General features: G+C 64.8%; 15 protein-coding genes. 8 read left to right on the plus strand and 7 right to left on the minus strand.

Translation table 11 applies throughout. The annotated features are described in order from the left end of the window. The first annotated feature begins 183 nt into the window (after positions 1–183). Together XI04_RS35120 and XI04_RS35125 are read left to right on the plus strand one after the other, a co-directional pair. Positions 184–1,542 carry a metal-dependent hydrolase family protein gene (locus XI04_RS35120; protein ID WP_271623900.1) on the plus strand — a complete coding sequence of 453 codons (1,359 nt, stop codon included), beginning with the start codon at positions 184–186 and terminating at the stop codon, positions 1,540–1,542. A gap of 456 nt (positions 1,543–1,998) precedes the next feature. Next, on the plus strand, positions 1,999–3,756 hold the full coding sequence (locus tag XI04_RS35125; RefSeq protein WP_271608921.1) for a CYTH and CHAD domain-containing protein: 1,758 nt from the start codon (positions 1,999–2,001) through the stop codon (positions 3,754–3,756). A gap of 118 nt (positions 3,757–3,874) precedes the next feature. Here XI04_RS35125 and XI04_RS35130 read toward each other — a convergent pair whose 3' ends face one another. From XI04_RS35130 to XI04_RS35140, 3 genes are all read right to left on the minus strand, one after another. Then, positions 3,875–4,498: a transglutaminase-like cysteine peptidase gene (locus tag XI04_RS35130; protein ID WP_271608920.1), complete on the minus strand. Its 624-nt coding sequence runs from the start codon at positions 4,496–4,498 to the stop codon at positions 3,875–3,877. Between the two features lie 331 nt (positions 4,499–4,829). Next, the gene (locus XI04_RS35135) at positions 4,830–5,441 is read right to left on the minus strand and encodes a PilZ domain-containing protein (RefSeq protein WP_026202686.1); all 612 of its coding nucleotides are present in this window, start codon (positions 5,439–5,441) and stop codon (positions 4,830–4,832) included. Between the two features lie 135 nt (positions 5,442–5,576). After that, positions 5,577–6,818, minus strand: a complete 1,242-nt coding sequence (locus tag XI04_RS35140; protein WP_271608919.1) for an MFS transporter — start codon at positions 6,816–6,818, stop codon at positions 5,577–5,579. Between the two features lie 471 nt (positions 6,819–7,289). On the opposite strand from XI04_RS35140, the gene XI04_RS35145 reads away from it, so the two are divergent. From XI04_RS35145 to XI04_RS35160, 4 genes are all read left to right on the plus strand, one after another. Next, the gene (locus XI04_RS35145; RefSeq protein WP_212428697.1) at positions 7,290–8,441 is read left to right on the plus strand and encodes a zinc-binding dehydrogenase; all 1,152 of its coding nucleotides are present in this window, start codon (positions 7,290–7,292) and stop codon (positions 8,439–8,441) included. Positions 8,442–8,444: 3 nt separating this feature from the next. Next, positions 8,445–8,927, plus strand: coding sequence for a DUF5680 domain-containing protein (locus XI04_RS35150; protein WP_271608917.1), 483 nt, complete (start codon positions 8,445–8,447; stop codon positions 8,925–8,927). A 108-nt stretch (positions 8,928–9,035) separates the two neighbouring features. Then, positions 9,036–9,464 (plus strand): VOC family protein, encoded by a 429-nt coding sequence (locus XI04_RS35155; protein WP_212428698.1) that lies wholly within the window; start codon positions 9,036–9,038, stop codon positions 9,462–9,464. A 108-nt stretch (positions 9,465–9,572) separates the two neighbouring features. Continuing rightward, a complete protein-coding gene (locus XI04_RS35160; protein ID WP_038972398.1) occupies positions 9,573–10,085 on the plus strand; it encodes a hypothetical protein in 513 nt (170 codons plus the stop codon). A gap of 21 nt (positions 10,086–10,106) precedes the next feature. Here XI04_RS35160 and XI04_RS35165 read toward each other — a convergent pair whose 3' ends face one another. Beyond that, positions 10,107–10,460 (minus strand): cupin domain-containing protein, encoded by a 354-nt coding sequence (locus XI04_RS35165; protein WP_028141133.1) that lies wholly within the window; start codon positions 10,458–10,460, stop codon positions 10,107–10,109. 122 nt (positions 10,461–10,582) lie between these two features. Then, positions 10,583–11,323 carry a metallophosphoesterase family protein gene (locus tag XI04_RS35170; RefSeq protein ID WP_212428699.1) on the minus strand — a complete coding sequence of 247 codons (741 nt, stop codon included), beginning with the start codon at positions 11,321–11,323 and terminating at the stop codon, positions 10,583–10,585. A 284-nt stretch (positions 11,324–11,607) separates the two neighbouring features. Between XI04_RS35170 and XI04_RS35175 the strand changes: the two genes are divergently transcribed. Beyond that, entirely contained in the window at positions 11,608–13,578 is a 1,971-nt protein-coding gene (locus XI04_RS35175; RefSeq protein ID WP_271611512.1) for a DEAD/DEAH box helicase, read from the plus strand. Between the two features lie 78 nt (positions 13,579–13,656). Here the strand turns inward: XI04_RS35175 and XI04_RS35180 are convergent, their stop codons facing one another. Both XI04_RS35180 and XI04_RS35185 read right to left on the minus strand, forming a co-directional pair. Then, complete coding sequence (locus tag XI04_RS35180) at positions 13,657–13,962, minus strand: hypothetical protein (RefSeq protein WP_038949894.1); 306 nt, start codon at positions 13,960–13,962, stop codon at positions 13,657–13,659. A gap of 126 nt (positions 13,963–14,088) precedes the next feature. Then, positions 14,089–14,595 carry a GNAT family N-acetyltransferase gene (locus tag XI04_RS35185; RefSeq protein WP_038949893.1) on the minus strand — a complete coding sequence of 169 codons (507 nt, stop codon included), beginning with the start codon at positions 14,593–14,595 and terminating at the stop codon, positions 14,089–14,091. A 138-nt stretch (positions 14,596–14,733) separates the two neighbouring features. On the opposite strand from XI04_RS35185, the gene XI04_RS35190 reads away from it, so the two are divergent. Further along, on the plus strand, positions 14,734–15,120 hold the full coding sequence (locus XI04_RS35190) for a COG4315 family predicted lipoprotein (RefSeq protein ID WP_038949892.1): 387 nt from the start codon (positions 14,734–14,736) through the stop codon (positions 15,118–15,120). Position 15,121: the final 1 nt, after the last annotated feature.

The following is a 15,121-nucleotide window of genomic DNA, read 5'->3' on the forward strand; positions in this document are numbered from 1 at the left end:
TATCTGTTTGATTCAAATTGGAGCCGATCGCGGCGACCTCTCATCAATGTAGATGGCAGGACTGCATATTTGCCGCTGTCGTGGCCAGTTGACGGAGGCCAGACGTCGGCGTCAACTGGCACCGAGACGTTGCGTGCCTGCCATCACCCCTCCCGTAGCCCTGCACCTCAGCGGAGGCCGGCCATGTCGGGTTTGAGGATGCCGGCCAGAGTGTCCGGAATCGCCACGCTGCTTGCGGCCGTTGCAATGATCCTCGGCAGCGCCTCCTCGGCGAAGGCCCAGCAGGACTCCGCCGTCCTGTTTCGCAACGTCCGGATATTCGACGGCAAGAGCGCCGCGCTCTCGGCCGCGTCCAACGTCCTCGTCAGAAATGGGAAGATCGAGAAGATTTCGGCCGCGGACATCGCGGCCGCCGGCCAGGTGATCGACGGCGGCGGCCGCGTGCTGATGCCGGGACTGATCGATGCGCATTGGCACGTGATGCTGGTGCGCCCGACGCCGATGGCCGCGCTTGCGGGCGATATCGGATATAACAACCTGCTTGCCGCCAGCGAGGCGACGGCCACGCTGATGCGCGGCTTCACCTCCGTGCGCGACATGGGCGGGCCGAGCTTCGGCCTGAAGCAGGCCATCGACGAGGACCTCGTCGCAGGTCCCCGCATCTATCCCTCCGGCGCCATAATCACCGTTACCAGCGGTCACGGCGACTTCCGCCAGCTCTCCGATCTGCCGCGAACGATCGGCGGCATGCTGAGCCGCATGGAGCGGATCGGCGGCAGCATGGTGGCCGACAGTCCGGACGAGGTGCGTGTGCGCGCGCGCGAGCAGCTCATGCAGGGGGCCTCGCAGGTCAAACTCACCGCAGGCGGCGGCGTTGCATCGCCCTGCAGCCCGCTCGACGTCTCCACCTTCACCGAGCCCGAGCTGCGCGCGGCGGTCGAAGCCGCCGACAATTGGGGCACCTATGTTGCTACGCACGCCTATACGCCGGTCGCGATCCAGCGCTCGGTCGCAGCCGGCGTCAGATGCATCGAGCATGGTCATCTCATGGACGAGGCGAGCGCCAAGCTGATTGCGGAGAAGGGGATCTGGTTGAGCACGCAACCGTTCCTGGATATCTCCGGTGCCGCCGCGCTCGGCCCCGCCGAGCAGGACAAGATGAAACAGGTGGTTGCCGGAACCGACCGCGTCTATGCGCTCGCGAAGAAGTACGGCATCAAGACCGCGTGGGGCACCGACGTCCTGTTCTCGCAGGCGCTGGCGGATCGACAGGGCGCCATGCTGGCCGCACTCACGCGCTGGTACACATCGGCCGAAGCGTTGGCGATGGCGACGTCGGCCAATGCCGAATTGCTGAGCCTGTCGGGTCCGCGAAATCCCTATCCGGGCAAGCTCGGCGTGGTCGAGGAGGGCGCGTTCGCCGATCTCCTTCTGGTCGACGGCAATCCGCTCGACAACATCAAGCTCGTCGAAGATCCCGCGAAGAATTTTGTGGTGATCATGAAGGGCGGCAAGGTCTACAAGAACATCCTCGCACGCTGACAAGCGCGCGCGTCGATCACATCTTGCGCGCCTGCCAGACATGAGGTGGCCTAGGGGGATCCTCCGCAACCGGCCTGTTGCGCCGCGAACCAGCCGCGATCTCCGGAACCGCGGCAGGCCGGCCAGGGCTTGTCACAATTGCAGGCCTGTCATCGGGGGCATGGCTTCTCAGCGTCTCCAGAACCAGGAAGAATTTCTCGGCTAGCATGGGTCAAACTCGCTGGCGCGTTCATTTCGGTTTCGAGAGCAGCGAATTTCGCTCGTCGAATTGATCATTTGCTGCGCTCAGGGCAGTTTAGCTCGTATTGGCACGCCGGATTGTGACAAGCGTTGCCGGATTCCTGCGTCTGGCACGTCGTGTCGATGATCACGCACTGCTGCATAACGTGACTATTCCTCGCCGGCCGCTCCCGCTATATGCTGTCGCTCTGTCATTGAACTGTCATGTCACCGTAAATGCTGAAATCAGACGCAACCCCGGCTCGCAAAACCCCGAGTGCGCCGGACGGGAATCCTGTCCCGAAGGACAACAACAGGACGCAAGTCGTCGCCGGCTTCCTCAGGCAGATTGAACCGGCCGAGCCCGGCGCGGAACCTGCGATCGTCGAGGGCGCTGTGAGTGATCAGACGCCATCGCAAGATGCCCCGCCTGCTCCGGAACCAACTCGGTCGAGCCTTGCCGCGCACCCCGGCGAGATCGAGCTCAAGCTGCTCGTCGATGCCGATCGCATGGCGCATTTCAACGCCGCGCCGGTCATTGCGGCGAATGCGCGCAACAAGGGCTCGCGAAAACACCTCAAATCCGTCTACTATGATACGCCCGATCGGATGCTTCGGCGCAACGGCCTGAGCCTGCGCGTTCGCCAGAGCGGCGCGCGCTTCGTGCAGACCGTGAAGACCGACGTGGCGGACGATCCGCTGCGCCGCGGCGAGTGGGAGGCGAGCGTGGCCTCGCTTGCGCCCGATCTCGCTCTGGCGATGCCGTTCATTCCAGAGAAACTTCGCAGCCATCTCGAAGCGCAGCCGCTCGAAGCTATCTTCACCGCTGATGTCCATCGCCACGCGCGGATGATCGACCTGCCGTCCGGCACGGTCGAGATCGCCTTCGACCATGGCGTGCTCACGGCGAGTGATCGATCGCTGCCGGTAAGCGAGATCGAGCTGGAGCTCAAGAGCGGCAGCGCGAGCACGATCTACGAGGTCGCGTTGCGGCTTGCGGAGCACGGCGCGGTGAAGCCGTCCATCCGCAGCAAGTCGGCGCGCGGCTTCGACCTTGCCGCGGGCGTGCCGCCCTCGGCACGACGCCCGCGAAAACTTCGTCTCGATCCGTCGGTGACGCTCGACGAAGCCTTCGCGACGATCCTGCGCTCGTGCTTCCTTCATCTGCTTCAGTCGCGGCCGGCGGCCGAGGACGGGCGCAATCCGGAAGGCGTGCATCAGCTGCGTGTCTCGCTGCGCCGGATTCGATCGGCGCTCGACCTGATGCGCTCGGTCGGCGCGCTGAGCAATCTCGACGCATTGAGGTCGGAAGCGCGCTGGCTGGCGCAAGACCTGTCCGCCGCACGCGACTGGGATGTGTTCCAGCTCGAGACCCTGCCGACGATCGCGAAGGCTTGCCCTTCAATCGCCGGCTTCGATGCGCTCGGCCGGGCTGCGGCCGAGCGCCAGTCCGAGGCCTATCGCAAGGCGCATCAGGCGCTCGACGATCGCCGCTGCGCCATGTTCCTGATCGGCCTCGGCAACTGGATCGAGACACGGGGCTGGCGCAACCACGTCGCCGCCGAAGATCTCGGCCGGCTCGCCGAGCCCGCCGTCAACTTCGCCCAGCGCATTCTGTCGGAGCAATACGCCAAGGTGCTCAAGCGCGGCCGCCGCTTCAAGTCGCTCACGATGGACGAGCTGCACCGGGTGCGGCTCGCGACCAAACGGCTGCGTTATCTCAGCGAGTTCCTGCTGCCGCTGTTTGCGGATCGCAAGTCCGCGAGGAAATTTGCCCGCAGGCTGGCCGGTTTGCAGGAGGAGCTCGGCGCCTACAACGACATGGCGGTCACGGCTTCGCTGCTCGACGGGCTCGGAGCCGATCCCGACAGCGCCATCGCCGGCGCCGCGATCGCCGGCTGGCAGGCGCGTGCATCGATCGGCATCAAGCCGGCCTTGCAAGGCACCTGGCGCGATTTCACCGCCGCGCGCGTGCCTTGGTCCTCACAGGACTGATCACGCATCCCCCAAAAAGTTGCGGCCAGCCATTGGGGGATGGCTGGCCGCGCGCGAACCGGTCTGGGACGGGGAGGGGTGGGGATGTGACCGGGTCGCGTAACTCCTTGTCTCGTTCTTAATCTCTGGCGCTGGCGGTGGAGACCGCCGGCTTGGTATCGCCCAGCGAGACCCAGACGTTGGGATCGCTCTGCGACTGGCGCTTGACGAAGCGGTAGCCGGTTTCCGTCCAGGCAACGACGTTCTCGTTCTGATTGTCGAGAACGAACTCGCCCTTGTCGGTCTTCACCGTCAGCACCGCGTGTCCTTCGCCCTTCTTGTCGCGCACGACGGTGATCAGCAGAGCCTGGCGCGGCCATCCGGCATCGATCAGCATCTTGCGCTTCAACAACACGTAGTCTTCGCAGTCGCCGTAACCGTCGGTCGGCAGCGACCATTTCTCGATCACGCCCCAGTGCTCCTGGTCGGTCAAAGGCTTGACGGTCTCGTTGACCCAGCGATTGACCTTGACGAGGTCACGCCATGCGGCCTGCGACATCACGATGTCGCGCGGCTGTGCCGGCGTGCCCTGGCACTGGGCGGTATTGTCCGCGCAGAACTCGACCCAGCCGATCGGCGCACGCGTGGTGTCACCGAGGCTTGCGTAAAGCAGACGGCTCTCGCCGGCCTGCGCTGCCACGCTGATCCCGAAGAGCATGGCAGCCAGCGCCAGCCCTTTCCCCTGTCCCTTGAAGTCAAACATTGCGGCCCCCGTTTCTTGTTGGGACCACATTTCGCACGGAGCTTTTGAGTTGCCGCTAAGTCAACCAAGTCAAGTCGAGACGAATACAAGTAAAAGGCGCGGCGAATTCGATCTATACTTGAATCGAATTCTCATAAAATTTGAAACAACTGCAATTGATTCAAATTTTATCGATTAACGCGGAAACACTGGCGGAACCGCCATTTCAACGTGCAAAGGGGCTGTGCGTTAACCGGCGCGAGGTTCGTCATCACGCACGAAAAAGGCGGCGTCCGCATTACGGAAGCCGCCTTCGGGGCTGGAAATACAGGGGATTTGGCGTCCCTGCGCTTTACCGCGCGGTAACGCTCTCTTCGAGTGTCTCGATCGGCTGCGCGTGGACGAACTCCAGCGCGAAGCCGTCTTCGAGGTTTCGGACCACGCGGCCCTGGACCCGGCCGAGCATGACGGTCGATTTCAGCGGCGGCCGGTTCTCCGCGGCAATGGCGGCACCGGACAAGGAAAGGTCGATGATGCGGCAGGTCATCTTGGTGCCGTCCTCGAGCGTCAGCACCGCGATCGGGTTGCGCGGCACGATACGGTCGTGGCGGCGGTCCTCCGGCAGATTGAGGATGTCGCGGTTGGCGAGCCAGGTCAGCTGCGCGGCGAGCTTGTCGCGCTTTCGGGGCGTCGCCCCGATCGTCATGGCGAAGCCATTGTCGATGATGCGGGTGATCTTGCCCTCGACGCGGCCGATATGGTCGAGATAGGCGACGACGCGGTCGCCGACATTGCCGATGCCGGGGGCGAGCAGCGCGAGGCCGCCCGGCGACATGTTGATCACCTGGCAGGGGAATTCGCGGCGGTCCGGCAGCATGTAGCGGCCGAGCAGGTGCACCTTCACCCGCTGGAAACGCCGACGCTCTTCGGCGGCCGGAAGAAATTTTTTGTTCGCCAACGCCATTTTCAACACCCGACCCCCCGCCCGGGCGGAGTCCGGGACGACCCTAAGGTGCATAGGGTTAATGCCGCGTTAGGATTGGGTGCGGCGGTAACGGACTGACACAATGCGTTCGAAAAGCCACACCCGGAGGGATGCTCAAGCCGGCCTCATCGCCCGCCGCTGCAGCAGGACCAGCAGCGCCAGCAGCACCGCGGCGGACAGCCCGAGCGACCAGTGAATGCCGATCGCAGCGCCCGACAGCCCGACGGTGATGCCGCTGAACGCCCGCATCCCGAGCCCCGCCATATTATAAAGACCGACGACGCGGCCGCGAATGTCGTGCGGGGCATTCACCTGCACCAGGGCCTGCGCCATGGTATTGAACGATAGCTCGAAGAAGCCGGCGCAGAACAGCAGCACGATCGCAACCGGATAGATCCGCACTGTGGCGAAGCCGAGCAGCGCCGCGCTCCAGAGCATCGCGAGCATGATCGCGGTGCGCGGCGTGCCCTTGAGCCGTCCCCAGGATTCCAGCGCGATAGCGGCGAGCACCGCGCCGGCCGCATCCGCCGCGAGCAGCACGCTGTAGGAGACGCCGGGATCGCCATGACCGAGATCGCCGGCATAGCCCGGCATCTGGGCGTGGTAGGCATTGCCGATCATGAAGGAGGTGAGGCCGGCAAGCCAGGTCATGGCCGTCAGGGTCGGCTGGGTGCCGATGGCGCGGATGGTCAGCACGATGTCGGCAAGGCCGCGCACGGCAAAGCGCCGCACCGCCACGCTGTTGTCGCGCACAGGCGCCCAGAACAGCCAGAGCAGCATCGGCAGATAGAACAGCGTGTTGAAGATGATGCCGTGCGAGGTGCCGAGCGTCAGCATGATGATTCCGCCGACGGCAGGCCCGACCAGGATGCCGAGATAGCGCGCCATCGCGTTCAGCCGCACCGCGCTCGGCAGGTCGGCGGGGCCGACGAGGTCGTAGAGCAGCAACTGGTTCGGCGTCTGCCACAGCACGCCGGCGCAGCCGTGGATCACCAGCAGCAGCATCGCGTGCCACATCTGGATCGTGTCGGTGATGAAGAAGAAACCCCATCCGCTCGATGCCACGATGAACAGCAGCATGCCGCACTGGATGATGCGACGCGGATCGAACCGGTCGGCAAGCCCGCCGACGGCGACCGAGAACAGCAGGAACGGCAGCCAGTGCGACAGCACGGCAAAACCCGCCAGCGCCGGCGAATGGAATTTCTGGAACACCACCCAATAGCTGATCACATGCTCGATGTTGTCGGCCATCATCGCCAGCACATGGGCGGTGAACTGCAGCCGGTACGGCACCGACTTCATCGCCGCGAACGAGCCGGACGCAGCGACGGGATTTTGGGGGAGGGGGTTCAAGGGGGCACCTGGGTGGGGTTCAATTCGTCCCTACACGGTCGCAGGTATGCGCTCAAGACTTGGACGCTCACGAAGATCAGCCATGCACTGTCGCAGCACACTCAATCATCATCCCTGCGCAACCGCGAAGCGGTTGTCGCTGGAGGTGCGCGCTGTTGCGCGCCTCGAAGGATGAGCCGCAAGCTCCCGGAGTCATCCTTCGAAGGCTCCCCGCGGGGCGCTACGCGCCGCACGTCTCGCACCTCAGGATGACGGCTGAGGTTGTAGCAGCCCCGAAGCCCGCATGAGCGCAGCGATATCCGGGGCCGCTGATCCCGCATGTCGCTTCCGCCTTCGCTCTCCGAGCTACGGCGGACAAGTCGCTCATGAGGGCCACGAATTCCTGCATCTTGGCACGCGCGTACATCTCACATACGCTTCGCCTCAGCCCGCGCCAATCAATCATAACAGACGGGCATCGAGGAAATAGCCATGGAATCCATTCGCGTCTGCACCCATGCAGGGCCGGGCTCAGAGCCCGTCATTCGCACCGTGCCGTGGCCGAAGGTCGGCCGCAAGGCCGCGCTGATCAAGGTCGGCGCCTGCGGGGTCTGCGGCACTGATCTGCATATCCTCAAGGGACATTGGCCGAAGCCGCTGCCCTGGCCGTTTACGCTCGGCCACGAGCTCGGCGGTGTCATCGTCGAATGCGGCGAGGAGTTCACCGAGGACTTCATGAGCAAGCCGCTCAAGGTCGGATCAAAAGTGATGATCCCGCCGCTGATGCCCTGCGGCCATTGCTATTACTGCATCCATTATCCGCAGACCGCGAACAAATGCCTAACGCCGGTCTATTACGGCCGTTATCTCGGCTTCGACAAGGCGCCGCACATGTGGGGCGGCTGGGCCGAATATGTCTACGTCGATCTCGAGATGCTGCCGGGCACCAAGATCTACAAATTGCCCGACGACATGTCGCTGCGGCTCGGTGCTCTCTCCGAGCCGCTGACCTCCTGCATCCGCGCCTTCAACCGCGCCAGCCGCGCCGGTGGTTTTTCCTGGGGCGACACGGTGGTGATCCAGGGATCGGGCCCGATCGGCATTCTGGCGGTCGCGGCTGCGAAGGAGATGGGGGCAGGGCGCGTGATCTGCGTCGGTGCGCCCGAGGAGCCGCGGCTCAAGCTGGCGCGCGAGTTCGGCGCGGAGGCGACCGTGAACATCGAGGAGATCAGATCGCCGCAGGAGCGCATCGCGCGTGTGCGCGAGATCGTCGGCGGCTTCGGGGCTGATCTGGTGATGGACTGCTCGGGGCACCCCACCGCCGGCCCCGAAGGCATCGAGATGCTGCGTGACGGCGGCACCTATGTCGAGATGGGCCAGTTCACCGATGCCGGCTCGATCGATACCTCGTGGCACCGCATCTGCGCCAAGGACCTCAACGTGCTCGGGTCCTGGGGCTTCACCGGCAACGACCTGCCGCTCGGCGTCGACATGCTCTATCGCACGGCGGGCAAATATCCCTGGCTGAAGATGCAGACGATCTATCCGTTCACGGAGGAAGGCGTCGCGCAGGCGGTGAAGGACGCCATGGCGATGAAGACGGTGAAGTCGACCATCGTGCCGTGGCCCGAATTGGTGGAATAGAAGATGCCGTCGATCCCGCACGATCTCGCGGCGTTCCTGGTCGAGGCCAAGCGGCGCACCTATGCCGGCCTCGACGACGACGCGACGGTGGCCGCACCGCTGCTCGCCGGCTCAAAACAGCTCGAGCATCGCGCGCCGCCTTACGCTTATCGCGATATCTATTTCGGGATGGGATTTTTCGTCGGGCAGGAGACCGTCTCCCGGGACGACCGCGTCATCTGGTCGATGAGTTACAGCGGTGGCGCCCGTGCCGAGATCACGGACCGGGACACTTTCCTCGCGATCTACAAATTCCTGCGTCACGCGCTGCTGGCTGTGAGCGTCGAGCAGCCATACCGCGGACCGCGCCGGTTCGAACAGGCGGGGATGCTCTACCGCAACGAGGTCGAAGGCGCGCTCGATCGTTTTCATGGGGTCGAGACGATTGCGCGGCAGGATGGCACGCAGTTGTATGAGCTGCGCTACAGTGGCGGCTTGCTGCGATAAGTCTCTAGCCTGGAGCCCGGACGAGCGAAGCGACATCCGGGGACACCGGCCCTGCTTTCCGTTTTGCTCCATGCGGCTACGAGACGGAATTACGGAATGAAGGACGCGATGACAAACGAACAGACACTCGACCGAACCCCACGCGCCTCCTCCCCCTTCAACGCCATCCGCGCGATCGACTACACCGTCATCTTCGTGCGCGAAATGGCGGCGATGCGCCGCTTCTATGAGGACATCCTCGCCTTTCCCCTGCTGCGCGAGCTGTCGCCGAACTGGATCGAGTTTGGCTTGGGCAGCAACACGCTGGCGCTGGCGCGACCGAGCCGAACCGCCGCCGATGCGCCGACGCCGCCGGGCAGTGCTTCGCTGCAGCTGGCGTTCAAGGTCTCCGCGGCCGAGGTCGATGCATGCGCCGACGAACTCGTTCGGCAGGGTGTCGCGCTGGTGTCGCCGCCGACCAACCAGTCGTTCGGGCATCGCACGCTGTTCTTCCGCGACCCCGACGGCAATCTTCTGGAGATCTATGCCGAGATTTAGCGGTTACCGTCCCGTCGCCCGAAAAGTTCCACCGGAAATCCCCGACTTATTCACGCCGCGGTGAAACTTAGGTCCAGGTTGCGGCTTTCAGTTCCCAGGAGAGCGATCGTGAAGCGAATCCTGAAACCCGTCACGTACGTGCTAGCTGCCATCTACTTCGTGGTGGACGCGGTCTTCATGGCCGTGGCGCGGCCAATAGCGCGCTGGGTCGGACGGCATTTCGAATTCAGGCGTTTGCGCACCTGGATCAGATCGCTGTCGCCTTATGCGTCGCTCGCTCTGTTCTCCGTGCCCGTCATCGTTCTGGAGCCGGTCAAGCCGGTCGCTGCTTATCTCACCGCAACCGGTCAGTTCCTGAGCGGCGCGGTAACGTTCATTGTCGGCGAATTGCTCAAGCTGGTGCTGGTCGAGCGCCTGTTTCATCTCACACGCGACAAGCTGATGCGAATTCGCGCCTTTGCCTGGGCTTACGGAAAATACGCCGGGGCGAAGGCGTGGCTGCAGGCGACCGAAGCCTGGCGCGCCATCCGGGCGCTGGCCCGTGCGGTCAAGGACGCTGTTGCGCGCGTGAGAGCCAGGCTGGTCGGCAGCTTCAGCGGACTGGCGGCCTCCAGGGATTAGACCGCGCAGGCGCGCTGCGCGCTATGCGAGCTTGCGCTTTGCTGCGGTTGCCTTGTCCCCGGTATTCGGCGTGCCGGTCGGCTCGATGAGCAGGAGATGAACCTCCTCGCGCGCCACCGGGCGATGCTCGACGCCTTTGGGCACGACGTAGAGTTCGCCCGGACCAAGCGTCACCGTGCGATCCCGCAACTCGATGTCCAGATTGCCCTTCAGGACGAGAAAGAAATCATCGGTGTCCTCGTGCCTGTGCCAGGTGAACTCGCCCTTCACCTTCACCACCATCACGTCGCAATCGTTGAAGGTCGTGACCGTGCGCGGCGACCAATGATCCTCAAAGGTCGCGAGCTTGTCGGCCAGCGATATGCTACCTGTCATGTTTTCTCCGTTGCTCTCTCGTGAGGCACGATTTGGGATCGCGGGGCGGGTGCGACAAGATCGTCCTCGTTGACCGGTCGATCTTGCCGTACCGATGCGGTCCGAGATCTCGCCGCAGCCGGCTATTTGACGCATCCGGTCAACATGGCCTGCGCCCATTCGGGGCGGTTGTTGGCGAGCGCACGCGCCGATGCGGCGTCCCAATCATATTCGAGGGCCAGCAGCTCGACCTGCCAGCCCCTCTTTTTTTTCGTGAGGATCGCATAGCGGGCGTGAGGCGAGCGGTGCTCCAGGTTTGCGGCATACGGAATGTCCGCGAAGACGGGGCAACCAACGCTTCCCGGATTGAGAACCAGGCAGTCGCCCGGTCCCTGAACCGCGGCCTGGCGGTGGCTATGGCCACACAGCACCACGCGCGCCGTCGGCTCGCTTGCGAGGCGCGTCGCCAGCACCTCGCGGCGTGCCGGGACAAAGCGGCCGTCGTCGAGCGATTCTTCCAGCAGGCACGCCGTATCGTTGTCGGGCGTGCCGTGGCAGGCGAGGATCCCGTCGTCGAGACGAATTTGCGAGGGCAGGCCATGGAGCGCGCGTCGTTGCTCCGCAGTCAATGCGCGACGCGCAAACAGGCCTGCCGGCGAGAGCTTGTCGTCCGGAAACTCCTCGATCCAGCGGTCATGGTTTCCGCGCACGGTCGGCAACGCCAGCGATTGCAGGGCCTCGAAAGTCTCTTTCGGCCACAAAGGGCTGGTGACGCAGTCGCCGAGGTTCACGGTGCGATCGACGCCGCGCGCCTTGATGTCGGCCAGCACGGCCTCCAACGCAGCAAGATTGCCGTGGATGTCAGAAATGACTGCCAATCGCATCGTTGCGCTCCCCCTCTAACTCGGTTCGATCTCGGCCCATTTGCCTTGCCGCCGGACCCCGTTGCGCCGATGTTAATCAAGGTGGCCGCAAAAATCCGCTGCAACCTCTGAGGCGCGGCTCTTTTCGCGAAGCCATGCATCATTGGCATGGTGATTTCCAAACTCTTGGCGTAAAGAGCACCCAGATCAAATCCAGCGTGCGGGTGGGCCGTTTGCCGCGCACGCGAGCTCAGGCCCCTCGGCTCACCGTTTGCGCGCCTGAATTAACCAAGGTTCTCCATCCCGTGTCTTTTCCGGCCCTGACCCCGCCGCTCGCCCGCGCTTTGGCCGAGCGGAACTATGATTCACCGACCCCCGTTCAGCTCGCCGTGCTCGCGGACGAAGCCGCCGGCCGCGACCTCCTGGTTTCGGCCCAGACCGGCTCCGGCAAGACCCTCGCTTATGGCCTCGCCATGGCCAAGGATCTGCTCGGCGATGCCGAGCGGTTCGAGCGGGCGGCCGCACCGCTCGCCCTGATCGTGGCGCCGACCCGCGAGCTCGCGATGCAGGTTCAGCGCGAACTCGCCTGGATCTACCAGCATGCGGAGACACGCGTCGTCTCCTGCGTCGGCGGCATGGATCCGCGCCGCGAGCAGCGCGAGCTCGCCGCGGGCGCTCACATCGTCGTCGGTACGCCCGGCCGGCTGTGCGATCATTTGCGCCGCGGCCGTCTCGACATCTCGGAATTGAAAGCGGTCGTCCTCGACGAGGCCGACGAGATGCTCAATCTCGGCTTTCGCGAGGACATGGAGTTCATCCTCGAGACCACGCCGGAGACGCGCCGCACCCTGCTGTTCTCGGCGACCTTTCCGCGCGGCATCGTCGCGCTCGCCAAGCAATATCAGCAGCAGGCGTTCCGGATCGAAGTCGCCGGCGACGAAGGCGGTCATGCCGATATCGAGTACCGCGCCATCCGGATCGCACCCGCCGATGCCGAGCATGCGGTCGTCAACGTGCTGCGCTTCTACGAGGCGCCGAGCGCGCTGGTGTTTTGCAGCACGCGCGATCACGTCAGGCATTTGCAGGCGGCGCTCCTGGAGCGCGGATTTTCCGTCGTCGCTCTGTCGGGTGAATTGACGCAGAACGAACGGACCATGGCGTTGCAGTCGCTGCGTGACGGCCGCGCGCGCGTTTGCGTCGCCACCGACGTTGCCGCCCGCGGTATCGACCTGCCGAGCCTCGACCTCGTCATTCATGCCGACCTGCCCAACGACGCCGAGGTGATGCAGCACCGCTCGGGCCGAACCGGGCGCGCCGGACGCAAGGGGACCAGCGTCCTGCTGGTGCCGCCCGCCCGCCGGCGTCGCGCAGAGCTGCTGCTCAATCTCGCAGGTGTCGATGCCGACTGGGGCACGGCGCCGCAGGCGGACGAAATCCGCAAGCTCGACCATGAGCGCATGAAGGACGTGCTGTTCACCGAGGAGACGACGGCGGACGATCTGGTGCTGGCCCAGGCGCTGCTGGCCGAGCGGTCGGCCGAGGATATCGCAGCTGCCTTGGCGCGGCTTTATCGCGCGCGGCTGCCGTCGCCCGAGGACATCCTCGATCCCGGCGAGCGCAGCGGCCGGCCGCGCGATGATCGCGGTCGGGACAATGTTCGCACGCCGCGCGACGATGGCCGCACCTCACGCGGCGACGATCGCCCTGCGGGGCCGCGATCGAAATCAGGCAAATCCTCGCCGCGTCACGGCATGGGAGAGGCCAGCGTCTGGTTCCGCGCCAACATCGGACGACGCAAGAATGCGGAAGCGCGCTGGCTGCTGCCGATGATCTGCCGTCGCGGCGGCATCGACAAGGGCGATATCGGCGCCATCAAGATCATGGACACCACGACCGAGTTCGAGATTTCCGAGCGGGTCGCGGAGTCTTTCGCGGTCAAGATCAAGCGTCCGGACAAGGAAGACAATATCCGCCTCGAGCCGATGGCGGGCGCGCCGCAGCAACAGGCGCCTGCGGAGGAGCGGTCACACCCGCCCCGGCGCGAGAGCCGCGACAGCGATCATCGGGAACGTCGCGACGATCGTCCACGCGACAAGAGTGAATTCAAGCCGCGCAGCAAGCCTCAGGGCGAGCGCGGGCCGAAATTCGACGATGCTCCGTCCTTCGGCAAGAAGAAGCACAAGAACAAGCCGGGTCACGCAGAGCCGTCGGTCACGCCGTGGCCCGCGAAGGGCGCGCCTGGAAAGAAGCCGAAGAAGAAAAAGCATCGCGGCTGAACCGGCACCGTTCAGCGCAGACGACAATGATGCCGCCGGGTTGCACCGGCGACATCATCTGAAAAGTCGGGTGTGAGCTCAGCGGCCACCGCCGCCACCACCACCACCGCCGCCGCCACCACCGCCGCCGCCGCCGGCATCGCGCATCGACGAGCTGTAGCGCGGGTCGGTCTGCTTCATGTAGGTCGGCGAGGTATCGCGGACGGGAATGACGCTGCTGCGGGAGCGGCCGGGGTTCGGCTGCTCGAACACGATGCCACAGCCTTCGAAAAAGGCGAACTGGCAGCCATCGGTTCGGTGGGGCGCCGCGTTGGCGCTGGTCGCGGCGAACGCGCTCGTCGCAACGCATGCAATCAAGGCAATCTTCGACAACGTGAGCTTCATGGATATTCTCCAGCCTCGGTTCGGCGAGACCGGAACGGCTCGCACACACCTTCGACGGAGCGCCACCTGACCCGGTTCGAGGGCGCGGCTTCACGCCCGCGTGAGCCGGCCGGCCGGCGAGGGACATTACACCGCGGTAAGGTCGCGCAGCATGTACGTCGAGCCTTCGCCATAGGATGCCAGCTTTGCGCGCAGTGCCGCGTCCGCCGTGACGGGCCGAAAGCCGAGACGTTGCCACAGCGGCCGCGTGGCATAGACCGAGACCAGCGCGAGCGTTGCGATGCCTGACGCACGCGCCAACTGTTCAACATCAGCAACATAGGGGCGCACGACGCCGCCGCGAAAGTCGGGCAGGACCGCGACGTCATGGACGTAGAGGCAATCCGCATCGTCAGGCAGTCGTGCGAGCAAGCCGTCGAGCGGCGGGATCCGGTATTGCTTCCAGGGATGCGCGAGACCGTAGCCGGCGATCTCGTCGCCCGCGACCAGCACGCGGCATCCGTCGGGATAGAGCCGCATCTTCTCCGCGAGCACCTCGGGGCTCTCAGGAAGAGCAGGATGAATTTGCGCCGCGATCGCGCTGATCGCGGGCAGGTCGGATGCGTGCGCGGGACGCCAGTGCGGCTTGCTCATGTCTTTCCGTCTCGGTTGACCCAGTTTATTCCGCCGCGTCGGCGCGCGCAGCGAAAAATATCTTTGCCGCCCTCTCAGGAATACGACGCCGCGTGCGGCGTCCTACCCATGCAAGCCAATTGCATGACAGGAGATATCATGACGTCCCCGATCCGCCTCGCGCTCTCGCTGGCACTCTCGCTCGCGATCGTTCCCGCCGCCTTCGCCGCACCGCCGACCAAGACCGGCAAGACCGACAAGGGCAACGTGCTCACCGATGCCAAGGGCATGACGCTCTACACCTTCGACAAGGACGCGGACGGCAAGTCCGCCTGCAACGGTCCATGCGCGACGAACTGGCCGGTGCTGAAGGCCGAGGCGAGCGATGCGGCCGGTGACGGCTACACCATCATCACCCGCGACGACGGCTCGAAACAGTGGGCCTACAAGGGCAAGCCGCTCTACACCTTCGCCAAGGACCAGAAGCCCGGCGACGTCACCGGCGACGGCTTCTTGAACGGCGCCTGGCATCTGGCGATGCCGTAAC

Origin of the sequence: Bradyrhizobium sp. CCBAU 11430, assembly GCF_028128855.1 — a bacterium.
Taxonomy (GTDB): Bacteria; Pseudomonadota; Alphaproteobacteria; order Rhizobiales; family Xanthobacteraceae; genus Bradyrhizobium; species Bradyrhizobium ottawaense.